Source organism: Leifsonia sp. NPDC102414 (assembly GCF_044765685.1).
Lineage (GTDB): Bacteria > Actinomycetota > Actinomycetes > Actinomycetales > Microbacteriaceae > Leifsonia.
The window spans coordinates 881,402-900,863 of the sequence record NZ_JBIWKN010000001.1; the positions used below are offsets into that span (position 1 = coordinate 881,402).

At 70.2% G+C, this 19,462-nt stretch carries 17 protein-coding genes; 11 read left to right on the plus strand and 6 right to left on the minus strand.

Annotated elements, in window-relative coordinates; translation table 11 throughout:
- Window positions 1-13 precede the first annotated feature (13 nt).
- Both ACIRCZ_RS04235 and ACIRCZ_RS04240 read left to right on the plus strand, forming a co-directional pair.
- Window positions 14-1,060, plus strand: coding sequence for a helix-turn-helix transcriptional regulator (locus ACIRCZ_RS04235; RefSeq protein WP_402849967.1), 1,047 nt, complete (start codon window positions 14-16; stop codon window positions 1,058-1,060).
- A gap of 14 nt (window positions 1,061-1,074) precedes the next feature.
- The gene (locus ACIRCZ_RS04240) at window positions 1,075-2,187 is read left to right on the plus strand and encodes a VIT1/CCC1 transporter family protein (protein ID WP_402849970.1); all 1,113 of its coding nucleotides are present in this window, start codon (window positions 1,075-1,077) and stop codon (window positions 2,185-2,187) included.
- A 27-nt stretch (window positions 2,188-2,214) separates the two neighbouring features.
- Here ACIRCZ_RS04240 and ACIRCZ_RS04245 read toward each other — a convergent pair whose 3' ends face one another.
- On the minus strand, window positions 2,215-2,730 hold the full coding sequence (locus ACIRCZ_RS04245) for a DUF1707 domain-containing protein (protein WP_402849973.1): 516 nt from the start codon (window positions 2,728-2,730) through the stop codon (window positions 2,215-2,217).
- Between the two features lie 86 nt (window positions 2,731-2,816).
- Here ACIRCZ_RS04245 and ACIRCZ_RS04250 point away from each other — a divergent pair, with 86 nt between their 5' ends.
- The 6 genes from ACIRCZ_RS04250 to ACIRCZ_RS04275 all read left to right on the plus strand — a co-directional run bounded on the left by ACIRCZ_RS04250 (window position 2,817) and on the right by ACIRCZ_RS04275 (window position 10,186).
- Window positions 2,817-3,107, plus strand: coding sequence for a DUF6504 family protein (locus ACIRCZ_RS04250; protein ID WP_055893905.1), 291 nt, complete (start codon window positions 2,817-2,819; stop codon window positions 3,105-3,107).
- Between the two features lie 47 nt (window positions 3,108-3,154).
- Window positions 3,155-3,991, plus strand: a complete 837-nt coding sequence (locus ACIRCZ_RS04255) for a DUF3097 domain-containing protein (RefSeq protein ID WP_402849977.1) — start codon at window positions 3,155-3,157, stop codon at window positions 3,989-3,991.
- 184 nt (window positions 3,992-4,175) lie between these two features.
- On the plus strand, window positions 4,176-4,379 hold the full coding sequence (locus ACIRCZ_RS04260; RefSeq protein ID WP_055893908.1) for a cold-shock protein: 204 nt from the start codon (window positions 4,176-4,178) through the stop codon (window positions 4,377-4,379).
- Between the two features lie 161 nt (window positions 4,380-4,540).
- On the plus strand, window positions 4,541-5,236 hold the full coding sequence (locus tag ACIRCZ_RS04265; RefSeq protein WP_055893910.1) for a hypothetical protein: 696 nt from the start codon (window positions 4,541-4,543) through the stop codon (window positions 5,234-5,236).
- Between the two features lies 1 nt (window position 5,237).
- On the plus strand, window positions 5,238-6,788 hold the full coding sequence (locus ACIRCZ_RS04270) for a DNA polymerase Y family protein (RefSeq protein ID WP_402849982.1): 1,551 nt from the start codon (window positions 5,238-5,240) through the stop codon (window positions 6,786-6,788).
- Window positions 6,788-10,186: an error-prone DNA polymerase gene (locus ACIRCZ_RS04275; RefSeq protein WP_402849985.1), complete on the plus strand. Its 3,399-nt coding sequence runs from the start codon at window positions 6,788-6,790 to the stop codon at window positions 10,184-10,186. The genes ACIRCZ_RS04270 and ACIRCZ_RS04275 overlap by 1 nt, the downstream gene beginning before the upstream one ends.
- 8 nt (window positions 10,187-10,194) lie before the next feature.
- Here the strand turns inward: ACIRCZ_RS04275 and ACIRCZ_RS04280 are convergent, their stop codons facing one another.
- Window positions 10,195-11,010: an AMP nucleosidase gene (locus ACIRCZ_RS04280; protein WP_402849988.1), complete on the minus strand. Its 816-nt coding sequence runs from the start codon at window positions 11,008-11,010 to the stop codon at window positions 10,195-10,197.
- A 54-nt stretch (window positions 11,011-11,064) separates the two neighbouring features.
- Window positions 11,065-11,793, minus strand: a complete 729-nt coding sequence (locus tag ACIRCZ_RS04285) for a VIT family protein (protein WP_402849991.1) — start codon at window positions 11,791-11,793, stop codon at window positions 11,065-11,067.
- A gap of 179 nt (window positions 11,794-11,972) precedes the next feature.
- On the opposite strand from ACIRCZ_RS04285, the gene gdhA reads away from it, so the two are divergent.
- Window positions 11,973-13,325: an NADP-specific glutamate dehydrogenase gene (gene gdhA / locus ACIRCZ_RS04290; protein ID WP_402849994.1), complete on the plus strand. Its 1,353-nt coding sequence runs from the start codon at window positions 11,973-11,975 to the stop codon at window positions 13,323-13,325.
- 247 nt (window positions 13,326-13,572) lie between these two features.
- On the opposite strand, the gene ACIRCZ_RS04295 is transcribed toward gdhA, so the two are convergent.
- Window positions 13,573-15,390 (minus strand): DEAD/DEAH box helicase, encoded by a 1,818-nt coding sequence (locus tag ACIRCZ_RS04295; protein ID WP_402849997.1) that lies wholly within the window; start codon window positions 15,388-15,390, stop codon window positions 13,573-13,575.
- 136 nt (window positions 15,391-15,526) lie between these two features.
- Between ACIRCZ_RS04295 and ACIRCZ_RS04300 the strand changes: the two genes are divergently transcribed.
- Window positions 15,527-16,315 (plus strand): SGNH/GDSL hydrolase family protein, encoded by a 789-nt coding sequence (locus tag ACIRCZ_RS04300; RefSeq protein ID WP_055893925.1) that lies wholly within the window; start codon window positions 15,527-15,529, stop codon window positions 16,313-16,315.
- 39 nt (window positions 16,316-16,354) lie between these two features.
- Here the strand turns inward: ACIRCZ_RS04300 and ACIRCZ_RS04305 are convergent, their stop codons facing one another.
- Together ACIRCZ_RS04305 and ACIRCZ_RS04310 are read right to left on the minus strand one after the other, a co-directional pair.
- Window positions 16,355-17,596 (minus strand): D-alanyl-D-alanine carboxypeptidase family protein, encoded by a 1,242-nt coding sequence (locus tag ACIRCZ_RS04305; protein ID WP_402850000.1) that lies wholly within the window; start codon window positions 17,594-17,596, stop codon window positions 16,355-16,357.
- Window positions 17,597-17,683: 87 nt separating this feature from the next.
- Window positions 17,684-18,487 (minus strand): RNA methyltransferase, encoded by an 804-nt coding sequence (locus ACIRCZ_RS04310; protein WP_055893930.1) that lies wholly within the window; start codon window positions 18,485-18,487, stop codon window positions 17,684-17,686.
- A gap of 120 nt (window positions 18,488-18,607) precedes the next feature.
- On the opposite strand from ACIRCZ_RS04310, the gene ACIRCZ_RS04315 reads away from it, so the two are divergent.
- The gene (locus ACIRCZ_RS04315; protein WP_402850003.1) at window positions 18,608-19,453 is read left to right on the plus strand and encodes a Sir2 family NAD-dependent protein deacetylase; all 846 of its coding nucleotides are present in this window, start codon (window positions 18,608-18,610) and stop codon (window positions 19,451-19,453) included.
- Window positions 19,454-19,462 lie beyond the last annotated feature (9 nt).

Sequence of the window (19,462 nt, forward strand, 5' to 3'; positions counted from 1 at the left end):
GGAGGATGGGGGCATGAGCACGACGGGATCGCGGACGCTGCAACTGCTTGCGCTCCTGCAGACACACCGCTACTGGCCGGGGCCGGAACTCGCAGAGCGGCTGGAGGTGTCCGTGCGCACGCTGCGCCGCGACGTGGACCGGCTGCGCGAGCTCGGCTACCCGGTGGATGCGAGCCGCGGGGTCGACGGCGGGTACCAGCTCGCCGCAGGCGCCTCGCTCCCGCCGCTCGTCGTCGACGACGAGGAGGCAGTCGCCCTCGCCGTCGGCCTCCGCACGGCCGCGCAGTCCGGCATCGCAGGAATCGAGGACGCCTCGGTGCGCGCCCTCGCCAAGGTCGTCCAGGTCATGCCGTCGAGGCTGCGCCGCCGCGTGGATGCGCTCCGCTCCGCCACCGTCGCCGGCGCCATCCGCCAGGGCCCGACGGTCGATGCCGAAGTGCTCACCGTGATCGCGCAGGCCTGCCGCGACGAGGAACGTATCGGCTTCGTGTACACCGCGCGGGACGGCGAGCGCACCGAGCGCAGCGTCGAACCGCACCGGCTGGTGTCGGTCGAGCGCCGCTGGTACCTGGTCGCATACGACCTCGGCCGGTTCGACTGGCGCAGCTTCCGGCTCGACCGGCTCGCAGAACCGCATCCGACCGGCCAGCGGTTCCGCCCGCGCGAGCTCCCGGCGGAGGACGCTGCTGCCTTCGTCACCGCGTCGCTGGGCGCCTCGGCGGAGACGCTCGCCATCGAAGCGATCGTGCACGCGCCCGTCGAGCTGGTCGAAAGCAGGATCGGCCGGTGGGCGACGACCGAGGCGGTGGATGCGGCGACCACGCGCATCCGGATGGCGGCGGACAGCGCGGAGTGGGCGCTGTTCGGGCTGGCAGCGGTGGATGCACGGTTCGAGATCCTCGCTCCGGCGGAGGTCGCGGAGCTGGCCAGGGTGTGGGGCGAGCGGTTCGCCGGCGCGAGCGGCGCAGCCGCCACCTCCGGCGCAGCCGCCACCTCCGGCGCAGCCGGCACCTCCGGCACAGCCAGCACCACCGGCGCCTCCGGACAGCCCGTCACATAGACTGTCGAATCGTTATGACGACTGCCCCTTCCCCCGCCTCCCCGCCGCGCGAGCCGAGCCAGGCCGACATCCGGCGCTGGCGCCGCTACCTCGCGGACGAGCGCGCTGAGGCCGCCGTCTACCGCGACCTCGCCGGCCGCCGCACGGGCGAGGAGCGCGAGATCCTGCTCGCCCTCGCCGACGCGGAAGGCCGGCACGAGCAGCACTGGCTCACCCTCCTCGGCGACGACGTCGGCCGCCCGCTGCGCGGTGACATCCGCACCCGCGTGCTCGGCTTCCTCGCCAGGCGCTTCGGCTCCGTGTTCGTCCTCGCGCTCGCGCAGCGCGCAGAGGCGCGCTCCCCCTACAGCGACGATGCGGATGCGACGCCCCAGATGGCAGCGGACGAGCAGATCCACGAGGAGGTCGTTCGCGCACTCGCGGCGCGAGGCAGGCAGCGGCTGTCCGGCACCTTCCGCGCAGCGGTGTTCGGGGCGAACGACGGACTCGTCAGCAACCTCGCGCTCGTGCTCGGCATCAGCGCGAGCGGCGTCGCGAACCACGTCGTGCTGCTGACCGGCATCTCCGGCCTGCTCGCAGGGGCGCTGTCGATGGGCGCAGGCGAGTACGTGTCCGTGCGCTCGCAGCGCGAATTGCTGCAGGCATCCAGCCCCAACCCGGAGACCAGTTCAGCGCTCCCGAACCTCGATGTCGACGCCAACGAGCTCACCCTGGTCTACCGGGCGCGCGGGATGGCCCCCGACGAGGCGAAGGCGCACGCAGACACGGTGCTGGCTCGCCTCCACGCGCACGCGGTGGAGACGGCCCCCATCCCGGTGGTCGGCGAGGTCGTCGACGAGCACGAAGCGGTCGGCAAGGGCTGGAACGCCGCGGTGTCGAGCTTCTGCTTCTTCGCCTCCGGCGCGCTCATCCCGATCCTGCCGTACCTGTTCGGGCTGCAGGGGACGACGGCCGTGATCGTCGCCTCCGTGCTGGTCGGCATCGTCCTGCTCGGGACGGGCGCGATCGTCGGGCTGCTGTCCGGCGCTTCGCCGCTCAAGCGGGCGCTGCGGCAGCTCGCGATCGGCTACGGCGCAGCGGCAGCGACCTACCTGCTCGGTCTGCTGTTCGGCGCCACCATCGGCTAGCGCCGGTCAGGGCCGGGCCGGCTTGCGTCAGCGGCGATCCCGGTCGCGACCGCCGTCCGCGCCGTAGACGATGGCGCCGGTGATCGGGACGAGCAGGAACCAGAGCCAGCTGTACGCATAGCCCCACACCGTACTGGTCACGAAGAAGAGGATGAGGGCGACGAACGGCGCCACCGACACGATGGCGAGCCCCCAGCGGCGGTTGGCCGGCCGGGAGTACGGCTCGGAGGGCGTCGCGTACGGGTCGCGCGCCGGCTGGGCAGCGGCGGCCGGCGCCGCATACGCCGCCCCTGCTCCCCCGCCCGCCCCTGCGCCCGCGCCCGCTCCAGGGCCGTCGAGGTCTACACCACCCGGCAGGTCTGCGAACAGCGGGGCGAGGTCGCCGCGGGTCACAGCCGCCCGCGCAGACTGCACGCGCGACTGCACCTCTGCCTCGCTCAGTCGCCCCTGCGCAGCGTGCGCCTGGATCGCGGAGATGGCGCGTTCGCGCTCGTCGTTGCTGAGCCGAAGGGATGCGCCGGAAGGGTCGGTCAGGTCGGTCATGCAGCCAGTATGGCGCAGGTGCGTTCGTCGGTCGATGGTCTTACACTCGTTAATCGAACATACGTTCGAGCAGGGAGGTGAGAGAGATGACCGACATCGGCGAGGCCGTCGCGGTCTGGACGACGGACGATGGCATCCCGACCAGGCTGGTGTGGCGGGCGACCAGGTACCGCGTCACCGACACGCCGACGGTCTGGGCTGAGGTGTGCGCCTGGTGGCGTCCGTTCGGCGAGCACCGCTACGGCGTCGGCAGCCTGCCCAGGGAGATCGGCGGCTGGCGCTTCCAGGCCACGGACGAGACGGGATGCGCGCACGTGTTCGACGTGCGCCACGACGACGCCAGCCGCAGCTGGCACCTGGTGAGGATCTTCGACTGATGGCGTGCCTCCCCTCCCACCGCCCCCTCACCGCTTAGTCTCGCCGGGTGAACGACGACCGCTATGGAACCGATGTGCTGGCGAGCGACTGGAAGAACGCAGGACGCAAGACCGTCCCCCAGGTCGAAGCCGTGCGCGACCTTGTGGTCGAGGATGCGGCGAGCGGCTTCTGCGGCGCCGTCACCCGTCTCGAGGGCCAGTTCGTCGAGCTGGAGGACTATTTCGGCAAGAAACGCGTCTTCCCGATCACCGGATCGTTTCTGATCGACGGAGAGCCCGTCGCGCTGGTGCACGCCAAGAAAGACGGAGGCGGACGGGCGAGGACGGCGTCCGGTTCGTTCGCGGTCGACGATCAGAAAGCCAGGATCGCTCGCGCCAGCCGCATCTTCGTCGAGGGACGGCACGACGCCGAGCTGGTCGAGAAGGTCTGGGGCGACGACCTGCGGGTCGAAGGCGTCGTGGTCGAATACCTGGAGGGCGTCGACGATCTGGATGCGATCGTCCGCGAGTTCGCGCCGGATCGCTCCCGCCGCATCGGCGTTCTGGTCGACCACCTCGTGCCTGGCTCCAAGGAGAGCAGGATCGCCGACGCGGTCAAGCGCGGACCGTACGGAGCGCACGTCCTGGTGGTCGGGCACCCGTACATCGACGTCTGGCAGGCCGTGAAACCGGCGAGGGTCGGGCTCGAGGCGTGGCCGAGCATCCCGCGCTCGATCGAGTGGAAGAAGGGGATCTGCGCCGCGCTCGGACTCCCCCACGAGACGCAGGCAGACACCGCACGCGCCTGGAAGCGCATCCTCGGAACGGTGCGATCGTTCGCCGATCTTGAGCCGGAGCTGCTCGGCAGAGTCGAGCAGCTGATCGACTTCGTCACCGAACCGTGAGGTTGATTCGGCGTCACTGGTGTGTTTTTCGCGGGTTGGCGGCTAGGCTAACCCCAGTCGTGTGTTTTGCATGTGTTGGATAGGTGCGTCCCAAACCCGGAGCGTTGCCAGCTTTACAGGAGCAGGAGAACACGCGACGAGGCCCCGACAGTCGGGGTCGAGGAATATCGCTCCTGGAGGAGATATGGCTACTGGTACGGTCAAATGGTTCAACGCGGAAAAGGGCTTCGGCTTCATCGCGCCCGACGACGGCGGCGCTGACGTGTTCGCTCACTACTCTGCAATCGCTTCGAGCGGCTACCGCTCGCTCGAGGAGAACCAGAAGGTCGAGTTCGAGGTGACGCAGGGCCCCAAGGGCCTGCAGGCGGAGAACATCCGCCCGCTCTGACCTGAGCTTCCAACGGGGTCGCGCTTCGGCGCGGCCCCGTTTTTTCGTTTTCCGGACGGCTGCACGACACCCTGCCGCCGCTGCGGCTGACACGCCGATGACACGCCGATGTGCGCGAAAATGCATTTGCCATCGTCGAACATATGTTCGAAAATGTTGGTATGCAATCCTCAGCAGCCGCCATCGCCGAACCGGTCGTCGACCGGGCGCAGGTGCACGAGCTGCAGTCGCGCATCCGGCAGATGCAGGCCACCACGCTGGAGAGCAGGCGGCTGGAGACGCATCCGGCACTCGCCCCTCTGCTGCCTGGCGGTGCGCTGAAGGCGGGAGCTGCGTACGCGGTCCGCGGGTCGACGACGCTCGTCATGGCCATGCTGGCCGGCCCCAGCGCCGCAGGAGCCTGGTGCGGGGTGGTCGGGATGCCCGACTTCGGCGCAGAGGCGGCAGGCCGGTTCGGAGTCGACCTCGACCGGCTGGTGCTCGTCCCGCACCCAGGCGACCAGTGGCTGACCGTCACGGCAGCGGTGGTGGATGTGCTGAGCGTAGTCGTCGTCTCCCCCACCAGCCGCGCCCGCGACGGTGACATCGCCAGGCTCTCCGCCCGGCTGCGGCAGCGCGAGGCCACCCTGATCGTGGTGGGCGACTGGCCGCAGGTCGAGGCGACGCTCACGGTCTCCCGCAGCGGCTGGGACGGGCTCGGCGGAGGAACGGGCTACCTGTCGTCGCGCAGGGTGACCGTCGAATCCGCTCCGCGCGGCGGCACCGGCCAGCGCCGCCGCGCTGAGCTCTGGCTGCCCGGACTCGACGAGAGCTTCCGAGCAGCAGCGGGCACCACCCGCCTGGAGGCGGTGAGCTGACATGCCGGCCGTCACCCGCGCGATCGTGGTGTGGTGCCCGGACTGGCCGGTGACCGCCGCTCTGCACGCCGGCGACCTGCCTGCGGACACCCCGCTGGCGCTCGTCGACCGCAACCTCGTGTTCGCCTGCTCCTCCTCCGCCCGCGCCGATGGCGTGAAGCGGGGACTGCGCATCCGGGAGGCCCAGTCCAGGTGCACCCAGCTGCAGGTGCTGCCGTACGACCCCGTGCTGGATGCGCGTGCCTTCGACCCTGTGCTCGCGGCGATCGAGGAGATCACCCCCGGCGTCCAGCCGGTACGTCCAGGCACCTGCGTGCTGCGCGCCCGCGGTCCAGCCCGCTACTACGGCGGAGAGGAGCAGGCGGCCGCCGAGCTGCTGCGCTGCCTGGAGGGGCTGGGCATCCCGGATGCGCGGGTCGGCATCGCCGACGGGCCGTTCGCCGCAGAGCAGGCCGCCCGCACGACCGGGGCGGAGCGGATCAGAGTGATCCCGGCCGGCGACTCCCCCGCCTTCCTCTCGCCGTTGCCGATCGCGCAGCTCGGGCAGGACGAGCTGACGCCGCTGTTCAGGAGGCTCGGCATCCACACCCTCGGCCACCTGGCCGCCCTCGGGGCGACGGATGTGCGGGAGCGGTTCGGGGAGCGCGGCGCCTGGTGCCACACCATCGCGAGCGGCCTCGACAGCACGGCGGTGGTGCCGCGCACGCCGCCGAAGCAGTTGGAGAGGGCGATCGAGTTCGAGCCGCCGCTGGACAGGGTGGATCAGGTGACGTTCGCGTTCCGCGGCACGGCGGAGACGTTCATCGGCGGGCTGACCAAGGCAGGGCTGGTGTGCACAGCGCTGCGGATCGAGGTGACGGACGAGTCCGGCCGGGTGAGCGAGCGGACCTGGTTACACCCTCGCCTGTTCTCCGCGGCGGACGTGGTGGACAGGGTGCGCTGGCAGTTGCAGGGCTCAGGCAGCATCGAGAGCGGGCTGGGCTCGCCGATCGCGCGCGTGCTGGTGGAGCCGGAGGCGGTGGACGACATCGGGCACCACGAGGAGGGGCTGTGGGGCGGCGGGGCCGACGAGCGCATCCATCACGGGCTGTCGCGGGTGCAGAGCATCCTGGGGCACGACGCCGTGCTCACGGCCACCATCGGCGGAGGACGGGGACTGGCCGAACGGCAGGTGCTCGTGCCGTGGGGCGACAGGGCGGTGGGGGTGGCGCGCGCAGACCAGCCGTGGCCTGGCAGCCTGCCTGCGCCCGCACCGTCGACGGTGTTCGAGTCTCCGCGCGCTGTGGCCGTGCTGGGCGGCGACGGCGAGCCTGTCGGGGTGACGGGACGCGGGGTGGTGACGGCGCCGATCGCCCTGTACTCGTCGACCGGTGCCGCACGGGATGCGCGCCCCATCGACTCCTGGGCAGGCCCGTGGCCGGTGCGGGAGCGCTGGTGGGATGCGGCGGCCGCGCGCACCGCGCACCGGTTCCAGGTGGTCGACGCCGACGGCAACGCCTGGCTGCTGGTGCTGGCGGACGGCGCCTGGCTGGCGGAAGCGAGATACGACTGATGGGCTGGAACAACCCGCCCATCCCGTGGTCGGAGTTCGAGCGGCGGCTCTCCGGCAGGCGCACCAGCGAGCAGGCCGACGAGCGGCCGTCGTCGCGCAAGCGCCCCGCGTACGTCCCCGCCCCGATCCAGGAGGCGGCGGAGGAGCAGGACGGCGGCCACGTCCCGTACGCGGAGCTGCACGCGCACACCAATTTCAGCTTCCTCGACGGCGCCAGCTCGCCGGAGGAACTACTGGAGGAGGCCACCAGGCTGCGCCTGCACGGCCTCGCCGTCACCGACCACGACGGCCTGTACGGCGTCGTGCACCTGGCCGAGGCCGCCGAGGCGTACGAGCGCGTCAAGACCGTGTTCGGCGCAGAGCTGTCGCTGGAGCTGAGTCGTCCGCAGAACGGCGAGGCCGACCCGGAGGGCAGTCATCTCGTCGTGCTCGCCAGGCGGCAGGATGGCTACCACCGGCTCGCCGCCGCCATCACGGACGGCCAGCTCGCCGGTGAGGAGAAGGGACGGCCGGTCTACGACATCGAGGGGCTGGCGGCACGCGCATCCGGAGAGTGGATGGTGCTCACCGGCTGCCGCAAGGGCGACGTGCGGCTCGCCCTCGCCTCCGACGGCGAGCGGGCGGCGGAGCGGGAGGTCGCTCGGCTCGGCGAGCTGTTCGGCCGCGACAACGTCCTGGTCGAGCTGATCGACCACGGCAACCCCCGCGACACCACGGACAACGACGCGCTCGCCCGCATCGCCGCCAGGCTCGGGATGCCCGTGGTCGCCACCAACAACGTGCACTACGCATCGCCCGCCCAGTACCCGCTCGCGTCAGCGCTCTCCGCGGTGCGCGCCCGCAGAAGCCTCGACGAGATGGACGGCTGGCTGCCGGCCTCCGATGCCGCCCACCTGCGCAGCGGCAGGGAGATGGCGGCCAGGTTCGCCCGGTATCCCGGCGCGGTGGAGCGCACCGTCGAGGTCGCGGACGACCTCGAGTTCCGGCTGCGCAGCGCCCGCCCCAAACTGCCGAAGCAGGAGGTGCCGGACGGGCACACGCCGATGAGCTGGCTGCGCGAGCTCACCTGGTGCGGCGCGGAGGAGCGCTATCCCGATCTCGCGAGCAACCAGGCCAAACGGGAGCGCATCGCCCGCGAGCTGGACGTGATCGAGGCGAAGGACTTCCCCGGCTACTTCCTCATCGTCTACGACATCGTGCGGTACGCCCGCAGCCAGGGCATCCTCTGCCAGGGCAGGGGGTCCGCCGCGAACTCCGCCGTCTGCTACCTGCTCGGGATCACCGCGGTCGACTCGATCAAGTACGCCCTGCCGTTCGAGCGGTTCCTGTCGAGCATGCGGGAGGAGGAGCCGGACATCGACGTCGACTTCGACTCCGACCGGCGCGAGGAGGTCATCCAGTACGTCTACCGGAAGTACGGCAGGCACAACGCCGCCCAGGTGGCGAACGTCATCACCTACCGGCCGAAGAACGCCGTGCGCGACATGGCGAAGGCGCTCGGGTACTCCACCGGCCAGCAGGACGGCTGGTCGAAGCAGATCGACTCCTGGGGCTCCATCCAGCCGACGGCCGACCACGACATCCCGGATGCGGTGGTCGACCTGGCGACGCAGGTGCTGAAGTTCCCGAGGCACCTGGGCATCCACTCCGGCGGCATGGTGCTCACCGACCGCCCCGTCGGCGAGGTCTGCCCGATCGAGCACGCCCGCATGGAGAACCGCACCGTGCTGCAGTGGGACAAGGACGACTGCGCTTGGATGGGCCTGGTCAAGTTCGACCTGCTGGGGCTCGGGATGCTGAGCGCCATCGACTACGCCATGAAGACCATCGCGGAGTCGCTCGGTGAGCAGTGGACGCTCGACAGCATCCCGAAGGAGGAGCAGGGCGTGTACGACATGCTCTGCGTCGCCGACTCGATCGGCGTGTTCCAGGTGGAGAGCCGCGCGCAGATCGGCACACTGCCCCGCCTGCAGCCGCGCACGTTCTACGACCTGGTGATCGAGATCGCGCTCATCCGGCCAGGCCCCATCCAGGGCGGCGCCGTGCACCCGTACATCCGCAGAAAGCTCGGCCAGGAGGAGGTGACCTACCTGCATCCTGCGCTGGAGCCCGTGCTGGAACGCACGATGGGGGTGCCGCTGTTCCAGGAGCAGTTGATGCAGATGGCCGTGGCGGTCGGCGACTGCACGGCGGAGGACGCCGACCTGCTGCGCAGGGCGATGGGCTCCAAGCGCGGGCAGGAGAAGATCGGCTCGCTGCGCGACAAGCTGTACGCGGGGATGGCCGGCAACGGCATCGTCGGCGACGACGCGGACGCCATCTACGCCAAGATCGAGGCGTTCGCGAACTTCGGCTTCGCGGAGAGCCACGCGATCAGTTTCGCGCTGCTCGTCTACGTGAGCTCGTGGCTCAAGCTGCACTATCCAGGTGCGTTCCTCGCCGCCCTGCTGCGGGCGCAGCCGATGGGCTTCTACTCACCGCGCACGCTCACCGCCGACGCCCGCAGGCACGGCGTGGTGGTGGAGCGGCCGGACATCGAGCGCTCGCAGGTGTTCCCCGTGCTCGAGCCGATGGATGCGGCAGCGGCAGGGCCGACCGGAACCGACCCGTGCCTCGCGCACGACCAGCCGGAGATCGCACCGTTCGATCGCAGCGTCCCGCTCGACCACACGCTGCACCGCAGAGACGCCGGCCACGTGGTGCGGCTGGGACTCGCCGGGGTGACGACCATCGGCGAGAAGCTGGCGGAGCGCATCGTCGCCGAACGCGCATCCGGTGGCCGATACCTGAGCCTCGGCGACCTGTCCAGGAGGGTTGGGCTGAACGTGGCGCAACTGGAAGCGCTCGCCGCGGCCGGTGCGTTCGAGAGCTTCGGGCTGAGCCGCCGCCAGGCGATCTGGGAGGCCGGTAACGCCGCACAGGAGAAGCCGGAGTACCTGGCGGGAACGTCGATCAGCGTGCAGCCCCCTCTGCTGCCGATGCTGAGCCCGGCGGAACAGCTCGCGAGCGACCTGTGGGCCACCGGTATCTCCACCGACGACCACCCGATCGGCTACCTCCGCCCGCAGTTGCGCGCCCGCGGGGTGTACGCGGCCGACGCCCTGGCGACGGCGGAGTCCGGCCGCCGCATCGAGGTCGGCGGCGTCGTCACGCACAGGCAGCGCCCCGCGACGGCGGCGGGCGTCACGTTCCTCAACCTGGAGGACGAGACCGGCCTCATCAACGTGATCTGCCCTGTCGGCGTCTGGAACCGCTACCGCCGCGTTGCCCGCGAAGCTCCCGCCATGGTGATCCGCGGGATGCTCGAACGCAGCGAGGAGGGCGTGGTCAACGTGATCGCCGACCGCCTCGAACCGCTGGACGCCGGGATGCGCACGATGTCGCGCGACTTCCGGTGACGGGTGGCCTACTCGTCCTCGAACCGCAGGTGCCGCACGCTGCGGCCGTTGCGCCGCACCAGCCGCAGCGCCTCCACGCCGATGCGGATGTGCCGCTCCACGAACTGGCCCGTCACGCTGCGATCGCTGTCCGCCGTCTTCACGCCCTCGGGGATCATCGGCTGGTCGGACACCAGCAGCAGCGCACCGCACGGGATGCGGTTGGCGAAGCCTGCGGCGAAGATCGTCGCCGTCTCCATGTCCACCGCCATCACGCGCGTCTCCCGCAGCCTGGCCTTGAACGTCTCATCGTGCTCCCAGACGCGGCGGTTGGTCGTGTACACCGTGCCCGTCCAGTAGTCGTGGCCGAAGTCGCGGATCGTCGTGGACACACCGCGCTGCAACTGGAACGCCGGGAGGGCTGGTACCTCGGGCGGCAGGTAGTCGTTCGACGTGCCCTCGCCGCGGATCGCCGCGATCGGGAGCACGAGGTCGCCGAGCTGGTTCTTGCGCTTCACGCCGCCGCACTTGCCGAGGAAGAGGGCTGCCTTCGGCGTCACCGCGCTGAGCAGGTCCATCACCGTCGCGGCGTTGGGGCTGCCCATCCCGAAGTTGATGATCGTGATCCCGTCCGCCGTCGCGTTCGGCATCGGCCGGTCCGCGCCGCGCACCTCAGTGCCGTACCACTCGGCGAACCGCTGCACGTAGTCGCCGAAGTTGGTGAGCAGGATGTGCTCGCCGAAATCCTCCAGGGCCGTACCCGTGTAGCGGGGCAGCCAGTTGGCGACGATGTCGCGCTTGTCCCTCAGCCCTGTCACGCCGGTCAACACGGTCTCGCTGCTCATCGCCGCCGCCCCTTCATCGCCCTGGTCATCGGTGCGCCTCTTCCGTCATGCCCATCAGACCACGCCCGATGTGCCGAGCAGCGCGCCGATCGCGAACGTCACGATCAGGGCCAGCGCTCCCCCGACCACCACGCGCACCGTCGCCTTCCCGCGCGGGCTGCCACCGATGTACGCAGCGACGTATCCCGTGATCGCCAACGCCACCAGCACCACCACGAACGTGATGGGGATGCGGATGGCTGCGGGCAGCAGCAGGATCGTCAGCAGCGGCAGCAGCCCGCCGATCGTGAACGCCACCGCCGACGCGAGGGCCGCGTGCCACGGACTGACCACGTCGTCCTGGTCGATCCCGAGCTCGGCGGACAGATGGGCAGCGAGCACGTCGTGCTCGGTGAGTTCGAGAGCGACCTGCCTGGCCGTCTCCGGCTTCAGGCCCTTCGCCTCGTACAATCCGGCCAGCTCGGCGAGTTCCTGCTCCGGAATCTCGGCGAGCTCCCTGCGTTCCTTGGCGATGAGCGCGTGCTCGCTGTCTCGCTGGCTGCTGACAGAGACGTACTCGCCGAGCGCCATCGAGATCGCCCCGCCGACGAGCGCTGCGATCCCCGCCGTGAGGATCGGCGCGATGTCGCCCGTCGCCCCAGCGACACCGACCACCACCGCGGCCACGGATACGATCCCGTCATTGGCGCCGAGCACTCCGGCCCTCAGCCAGTTGAGGCGCTGGGCGAGCCCTTCCCTGTGCGGCTCGCCCGCGTGCTGTCCGTCGACCTGTTGCTCGCTCATGGGCTCAGCCTAGGAAGTCGAGGGCCGCCCTGCCAGCATGCGCAGGCTCACCTCACCCGCGCATCCACCGGGTGGGCATCCGCACATCCAGGCGCGCATCCAGCCGTCGTCACACGGCGAAGAGCCTCAGGTGTCTGAGAGTAGACTCAGAAATCTTGTGCACCATCGAAAGGCCGCGAGTGACTACTGACCTCACCACCCTCCTCGACGACGTCCTCAAGCGGAACGCCGGAGAGCCAGAATTCCACCAGGCAGCGAGGGAGGTCTTCGACTCCCTCGGCCCCGTGATCGCCAGGAACCCGCGCTACGCCGAGGCCGCCGTCCTCGAGCGGCTGTGCGAGCCGGAACGCCAGATCATCTTCCGGGTGCCGTGGACGGACGACAGCGGCCGTGTGCAGATCAACCGCGGCTTCCGCGTCGAATTCAACTCGGCGCTCGGGCCGTTCAAGGGCGGCCTGCGGTTCCACCCGACCGTCACGCTCGGCACGGTGAAGTTCCTCGGCTTCGAGCAGATCTTCAAGAACGCACTCACCGGACTCCCGATCGGCGGAGGCAAAGGCGGAAGCGATTTCGACCCCAAGGGCAAGTCGGACGCCGAGGTGATGCGGTTCTGCCAGTCCTTCATGACCGAGCTGTACCGCCACCTGGGCGAGTACACGGATGTCCCCGCCGGTGACATCGGCGTCGGCGGCCGGGAGATCGGCTACCTGTTCGGCCAGTACAAGCGGATCACCAACCGCTACGAGTCCGGCGTCCTCACCGGCAAGGGCATCGGCTGGGGCGGCTCGCTCGTGCGCACGGAGGCCACCGGGTTCGGCGCCGTCGTGTTCGCCGACCGGATGCTGTCCACCCGCGGTCGCTCGTTCGACGGCACGCGCGTGCTCGTCTCCGGCTCGGGGAACGTCGCCATCTACGCCATCCAGAAGGTGCAGCAGCTCGGCGGCACCGTCGTCGCGTGCTCAGACTCGACCGGCGTCGTCTACGACCGCGACGGACTCGACCTCGACCTCCTGCGCGAGATCAAGGAGCAGCGCCGTGGACGCCTCAGCGACTACGCGGATGCGCGCGGCAGCGCATCCGAGTACCGCGCAGGCGGCGACATCTGGGCGCTGGCGGCGGAGACGACGATCGACGTCGCGATCCCGTGCGCCACGCAGAACGAGCTCGGCGGCGACGCGGCGAAGATCCTCGCCGACAACGGCGTCGCTGCCGTGGTCGAGGGCGCGAACATGCCGTGCACGCCGGAGGCGGTGCGCGTGCTGACGGCCGCCGGCGTGCTGTTCGCGCCCGGCAAGGCGGCGAACGCGGGCGGCGTGGCGACCTCTGCCCTCGAGATGCAGCAGAACGCCTCCAGGGATGCGTGGAGCTTCGAGTACGCGGAAGGCCGCCTCGCCGAGATCATGGTCGGCATCCACGACCGCTGCGCGGAGACCGCCGACGAGTACGGCGCCCCCGGCGACTATGTGCTCGGCGCCAACATCGCCGGCTTCACCCGCGTCGCCGACGCGATGATCGCGATGGGCGTCATCTAGCCGCGTGCTTCGCCGCACGGGCGGTCGCGCGCTGCGCGGCCGCCCGTCCGCGTTTCAGGATGCGCCGCGCACGGTCCGGCGCCGTTCGCTCGTGCGAAGCGTGCGGTCACCGCGCCCGCGACCGCACGTTCCGCACGACTCGTGCGGCACCGGATCGCGCGCGGCGCCGTCAGCTCGTGCGAAGCGTGCGGTCACCGCGCCCGTGACCGCACGTTCCGCACGACTCGTGCAGCCGCAAGCGCCCGTGTCAGCCGCGGCCGAGGCGGCGGCGCAGGTAGTCGATTCGGGACTGGAGCTGCGTCACCGACGCCTGCGCGACCGCGGGGCCGCCGCACGCGCGGCGCAGCTCGGCGTGGATGAGGCCGTGCGGCTCCCCCGTGTTCTTCGAGTACAGCCCGACCAGGCTGTTCAGCAGGCTGCGCTGCTCCTTGAGGTTGCGGTACAGCGGCGCGGGCGGATGCCCATCCGCCGCCGGCGGACGGGAGCTGGTGCGACGCGCCTGCCGCTGCTGCCGCTGCGTCAGCAGCTCGTGCACCTGCTCCGGTTCCAGGATGCCGGGCAGCCCGATGAAGTCGTGCTCCTCGTCGCTGCCGGGCACCGCGAAGCTGCCGAACTCCTGGCCGTCGTATAGGACCCTGTCGAAGTTCGCCTCTGAGCCGAGCGCCTCGAACGAGAACTCGTCCATCAACCCCTCTGATGCGCGCTCCTGCCGGTTCGCTTCCGCCATCATGGCGTCTTCCGGGTTGAAGAAGTCGCCTTCGGCGTTCTCTTCCGTCGGCCGGTCGAGGGCGTGGTCGCGCTCCAGTTCGAGCGCGTTGGCGAGAGCCATCAGCGTCGGTACGTTCGGCAGGAACACCGACGCCGTCTCCCCGCGTCGCCTCGCACGCACGAAACGTCCGATCGCCTGCGCGAAGAACAGCGGCGTGGATGCGCTGGTCGCGTACACCCCGACCGCCAGCCGGGGAACGTCCACCCCCTCCGACACCATGCGCACCGCGACCATCCAGCGGGAGGTGCCCGCTGCGAACTCGGCGATCCTGTCGCTCGCCTCCTTCTCGTCGGAGAGCACCACTGTGACCGGCTCGCCGGAGATCTGCTGCAGCAGGTCGGCGTACGCGCGGGCGGCGTAGTGGTCGGTCGCGATGACCAGGCCGCCCGCATCCGGGATGGCGTTGCGCACCTCGGTGAGGCGGCGGTCAGCGGCGTTCAGGACCGCGGGGATCCATTCGCCGCGCGGATCGAGCGCCGTGCGCCAGGCCTGCGACGTGATGTCTTTGGTGTTGCCCTCGCCGAGCCGCGCCTCCATCTCGTCGCCTGTTTTGGTGCGCCAGCGCATGTGCCCGGCGTAGACCAGGAAGATCACCGGTCGCACGACGCCGTCTGCGAGGGCGCGGCCGTAGCCGTAGTTGTAGTCGGTGAGCGACGTGCGGATGCCCGCCTTGTCCGGCAGGTACGTCACGAACGGGATGGGAGCGGTATCGGAGCGGAACGGCGTCCCGGTGAGCGAGAGGCGCCGGGTGGCACGCTCGAACGCCTCGCGGATGCCGTCGCCCCAGCTCAGAGCGTCGCCGCCGTGGTGCACCTCGTCGAGGATCACGAGCGTGCGGTAGTTCTCCGTGATGTCTTTGTGCAGGCTCGGGCGCATCGCGACCTGCGCGTATGTGACAGCCACGCCCTTGAAGTGGCGGGCGTATCGGCCGTCCGAGTTCTTGAACTCCGGGTCGAGGTGCAGTCCGACGCGTTCTGCCGCTTCGGCCCACTGCCGCTTCAGGTGCTCGGTCGGGGCGACGACGGTGATGCGCTCGACAACTCGCCGTGCGAGCAGCTCGGTGGCGAGTCGCAGCGCGAACGTCGTCTTTCCCGCGCCGGGCGTCGCGGCGGCGAGGAAGTCGCGCGGCTCATGCTCGAAGTATGCGTCGAGCGCCTCGGCCTGCCAGGCACGCAGTTTGCCTGCTGTACCCCAGGCCGCTCTCTCCGGGAAGGAGGGCGACAGGTGTTCAGCGGCGAACGTTCCGGCGTGCGCACCAGGGCGAAGCGAGGTATCGGGTTCTGTCGGCTGTTCCACTTGGATCAAATCTACCGGCTCCCGCCGACACTCGCCCACGCGTCCCCCACCCCCGGGCGTGCCGCATCACCGGTGGCGGCGCGTTCGAGAGCGACGCTCGGCGGGAGGGCAGAATGGCTGGGTGCAGAATGAAGGTATGGCAGTCGCTCAGCATCCGTGGTCCCGCTATGTCGCACTCGGCGACTCGTTCACGGAAGGCATCGGCGATCCAGAGCCCGGCAGCCCCGGCGGTCACCGCGGCTGGGCCGATCGGGTCGCCGAGGTGCTCAGCCAGCAGACCGACGACTTCGCGTACGCCAACCTCGCTGTGCGCGGCAAGCTGATCAAGCAGATCCTGGATGAGCAGGTCGAGCCGGCTGTCGCGCTGCGGCCCGACCTCGTCACCATCTCCGCGGGCGGCAACGACGTCATCCGCCCCGGCACCGACCCGGACGCCATCGCCGCCCTGTTCGACGACGCGGTCTCACGGCTGAGCGTCGACGGGGCGACCATCGTCGTCTTCACCGGCGTCGACGTCGGCTTCTCCCCCGTGTTCCGCGGTATCCGCGGCAAGGTGGCGATCTACAACGAGAACGTGCGCGCCGTCGCCGCCAAGTACGACTGCATCGTGGCCGACCAGTGGGCGCTCACCGAGATCCAGGACCAGCGGATGTGGGCGCCGGACCGCCTGCACCTGGCGCCGCTCGGCCACCACACGGTCGCGCGCATGGTGCTCGCCGCCCTCAACGTCGAGAACGACCTGCAGCCGCTGCAGCCCGAGCCGCTGCCGGAGCGCACCTGGCGCCAGGCGCGCGCGGAGGACCTGTCCTGGGCGCGCGAGTACCTCGTCCCGTGGGTGCTCCGGCGCGTCCGCCACCAGTCCTCCGGCGACCACGTCCTCCCCAAGCGCCCGGACGCGGGCCCCTTCCGCCTCCCCGAGCTCTGACCCGCCTCCCCAAGCAATTGAGGCTGGGCGAGGCGTCGGTCAGGCGCCGAGGCCGCCGGGGTGGGCGAGGCGCCAGCCGAAGCCGGGGTCCGGCACGTCGCGGGCCAGCGCGAGCTCGGCGGTCTGGGTCTTGCCGTTCAGGGTGAAGGTGACCTGACCGACCACGTCCCCCTTGCGTCCCGACTGGATGGTGCGCGTCTGCAGGTCGACCTGGATGGGCGTGTCCGACCACACGACGAAGCTCTTCGTCGAGGTGGAGACGAGGGCGGATCGCGCTCCCCAGGGGGTCGAGTACGTGCCGTACGACTGGCCGACGCTGGACGCATCCACCTGGTGGAAGCCGCCCTTCATGCTCACCAGCAGCGCCTTGACGGCTGCCCACAGGTCGTCGTGAGTCGGCGCGCCGAGCACGGCGCCGACCACGCGCACCTTGTTGCTGCCGACGCCGATCTCCGCGGAGAACAGCAGGCAGTTGCCCGCCTCGTCCGTGTTGCCCGTCTTGATGCCGTCGATGCCCTCGAATCCGAGCAGTGTGTTCGTGTTGTCCTGCGCCCCTGCGCCCGGAAGAGTCGCCGACTTCTGCGAGACGATCGCGGACAGCACGGGGTCGGCGAGCACGAGCTTGCCGATGCCGATCAGATCCTTGGTGGTGCTGACGCTGCCAGGGTCGAGTCCGTCCGGGCTGGTGAGGTGCGTCCCGGTGAACTTCTTGCTGTCGAGCCAGGTATTCGCGGCCTTCACGAACGCGTCGGAGGAGCCGTACGCCCAGTTGGCGAGCGAAATGGCGTAGTTGTTCGCGGACGGGAGCAGCATCGCGGTGAGCGCCTGCTTCTCGGTCATCGACGTTCCTGCGACGACGGGCGCCCACGATCCGCCCTCGCTGATGACCTCGTTCCAGATGTCGACGTCCTTCTGGGTGAAGTCGATCGTCGGCCCGTCCGATCCTCCGGTGATGGGCTTCTTGTCGAGCACGACCAGCGCGGTGATCGTCTTCGTCACGCTGGCGATCGGCAGGCTCTTGTCGCTGCCGTGGTATTCGGTCGCACCGTCCACATCCGGAGCGGAGATGGCGCTCGCACCCCAGCCAGGCCAGGCGAGCTGCGCAGCGGGCTGCACGATGCTCTTCTCGTGCTGCACGACCGCCGCTGTGGCCGGCACGGGACCGAACAGCGACCCGGACAGGTACATCAGGCTCGCGAGGACGACCCCGACGAGGCTGAAGACGACGATCCGGCGACGGCGGTACACCTGGGGGGACACTCGGCGGGACTGGTCTTGCACCCGAGAATTCTATGCGGGGCTACCGAGGCGTCCCCTGAGAACGCGCCATAAGCGCGGAGAGCGCCGAGCGAGCCGAGCGCGCAACGGTCACCGCATCAGTGCCCAGAGCGCCACCGCACTCGCCGACGCGACGTTCAGCGAGTCCACTCCGTGCAGCATCGGGATGGTCACCACCGTGTCGGCGGCCGCCAGCGCCCTGCGGCTCAGTCCGTCGCCCTCCGACCCGAGCACCAGCGCCACCCGTTCCGGAGCGGCTGCGGCGTACGCGCCGAGCTCCATCGCGTCGTCCGCCAGCGCCAGCGCGGCGATCTCGAACCCGGCGTCGTGCAGGATCGGCGCCGCCTCGTCCCACTCAGGGATGCGCGTCCACGGCACCTGCAGCACCGTGCCCATGCTCACCCGCACGCTCCTGCGGTACAGCGGGTCTGCGCAACGCGGGCTCACCAGGACCGCGTCTGCGCCGAGCCCGGCGACCGAGCGGAAGATCGCCCCGACGTTGGTGTGGTCGACGATGTCCTCCAGCACCACCACGCGCCGCGCATCCCGCAGCAGCGACGCGGGCTGCGGCAGCTCTGGCCTGTGCATCGCCGCGAGGGCTCCACGGTGCAGGTGGTAGCCGGTGAGCTCCTCCAGCACGCCGCTCTCCCCCACGAACACGGGCACGTCGGGGTAGTCGGCGAGCAGCGGCTCCAGGTCGGCCAGCCACTGCTCCTGCAGCAGCACGGAACGCGGCCGGTGTCCGGCAGCCAGCGCGCGCGTGATGACCTTCGACGACTCCGCGATGTACAGCCCGCCCTCCGGCTCGCTGACGCGCCGCAAGGCGACGTCGGTGAGCCGCGAATAGTCTGCGAGCCCGTCTGCTGTCAGGTCGGTGATGCGATGGATGCGCACGGCGGAAGCCTCTCGTCATGCACCGGAGGATCGCGGTGCAGCTTACAGATTGCCAGTCGTCGGAAACATTCCGGAAAACTCGCGTGTTTAGACTGCAAGAAGCATCGACAGGAGGCGCACGTGGCAACAGTGACGACGGAGCTCTCTGCCGAGCTGGCACGCGACCTCGACAGGACGGTCGAGCTGCTGGCAGGACGCCGGTTCGCCCTGCTCACCGGCGCAGGCGTCTCGACCGACTCCGGCATCCCCGACTACCGAGGCGAGGGCGCGCCGAAGCGCACGCCGATGACGTTCCAGCAGTTCCTCGCCGACGACACGTACCGCAAGCGCTACTGGGCAGGCAGCCATCTCGGTTACCGCCGGTTCGCCGCCGCCGCCCCGAACGACGGGCATCGCGCCATCGCAGCGCTCGAACTCGGAGGCGCTGCCAACGGCGTCGTCACGCAGAACGTCGACGGCCTGCACAAGCAGGCAGGTTCCCGCAAGGTCGTCGATCTGCACGGCGCGATGGACAGGGTGCTCTGCCTGGTCTGCGGCCAGATCTTCGCCCGCGAGGCCATCGCGGCCCGCATCGAGCAGGCCAACCCGTGGCTGGATGCGGATGGCGCGGTCGAGATCGCCCCGGACGGCGACGCGATCGTCACCGATGTGGATGCGTTCCAGGTTCCGGACTGCACCGTCTGCGGCGGCCACCTCAAGCCGGACGTGGTGTTCTTCGGCGAGTTCATCCCCGCGGAGAAGTACCGCGAGGCGAGCGCACTGGTCCGCAGCTCGGACGCGCTGCTGATCGCAGGGTCGTCCCTGGCGGTCAACTCGGGCATCCGGTTGCTGGAGGAGGCCAGGCGCCGCAAGCTCCCCATCGTGATCGTGAACAGGGGCGAGACGAAGGGCGACGGCCGCGCGACCATTAAGCTGAACGCAGGGACGACGGAGACACTCGTCGAACTCGCCGCCAGACTCACCTAGCTCCAGGCG

Bases quoted from the DNA above. Each gene is read 5' to 3' on its own strand.
- ACIRCZ_RS04235 (WP_402849967.1), top strand. From the start codon at position 14: ATGAGCACGACGGGATCGCGGACGCTGCAACTGCTTGCGCTCCTGCAG.
- ACIRCZ_RS04240 (WP_402849970.1), top strand. From the start codon at position 1,075: ATGACGACTGCCCCTTCCCCCGCCTCCCCGCCGCGCGAGCCGAGCCAG.
- ACIRCZ_RS04245 (WP_402849973.1), bottom strand. From the start codon at position 2,730: ATGACCGACCTGACCGACCCTTCCGGCGCATCCCTTCGGCTCAGCAAC.
- ACIRCZ_RS04250 (WP_055893905.1), top strand. From the start codon at position 2,817: ATGACCGACATCGGCGAGGCCGTCGCGGTCTGGACGACGGACGATGGC.
- ACIRCZ_RS04260 (WP_055893908.1), top strand. From the start codon at position 4,176: ATGGCTACTGGTACGGTCAAATGGTTCAACGCGGAAAAGGGCTTCGGC.
- ACIRCZ_RS04265 (WP_055893910.1), top strand. From the start codon at position 4,541: ATGCAATCCTCAGCAGCCGCCATCGCCGAACCGGTCGTCGACCGGGCG.
- ACIRCZ_RS04270 (WP_402849982.1), top strand. From the start codon at position 5,238: ATGCCGGCCGTCACCCGCGCGATCGTGGTGTGGTGCCCGGACTGGCCG.
- ACIRCZ_RS04275 (WP_402849985.1), top strand. From the start codon at position 6,788: ATGGGCTGGAACAACCCGCCCATCCCGTGGTCGGAGTTCGAGCGGCGG.
- ACIRCZ_RS04280 (WP_402849988.1), bottom strand. From the start codon at position 11,010: ATGAGCAGCGAGACCGTGTTGACCGGCGTGACAGGGCTGAGGGACAAG.
- ACIRCZ_RS04285 (WP_402849991.1), bottom strand. From the start codon at position 11,793: ATGAGCGAGCAACAGGTCGACGGACAGCACGCGGGCGAGCCGCACAGG.
- ACIRCZ_RS04300 (WP_055893925.1), top strand. From the start codon at position 15,527: ATGGCAGTCGCTCAGCATCCGTGGTCCCGCTATGTCGCACTCGGCGAC.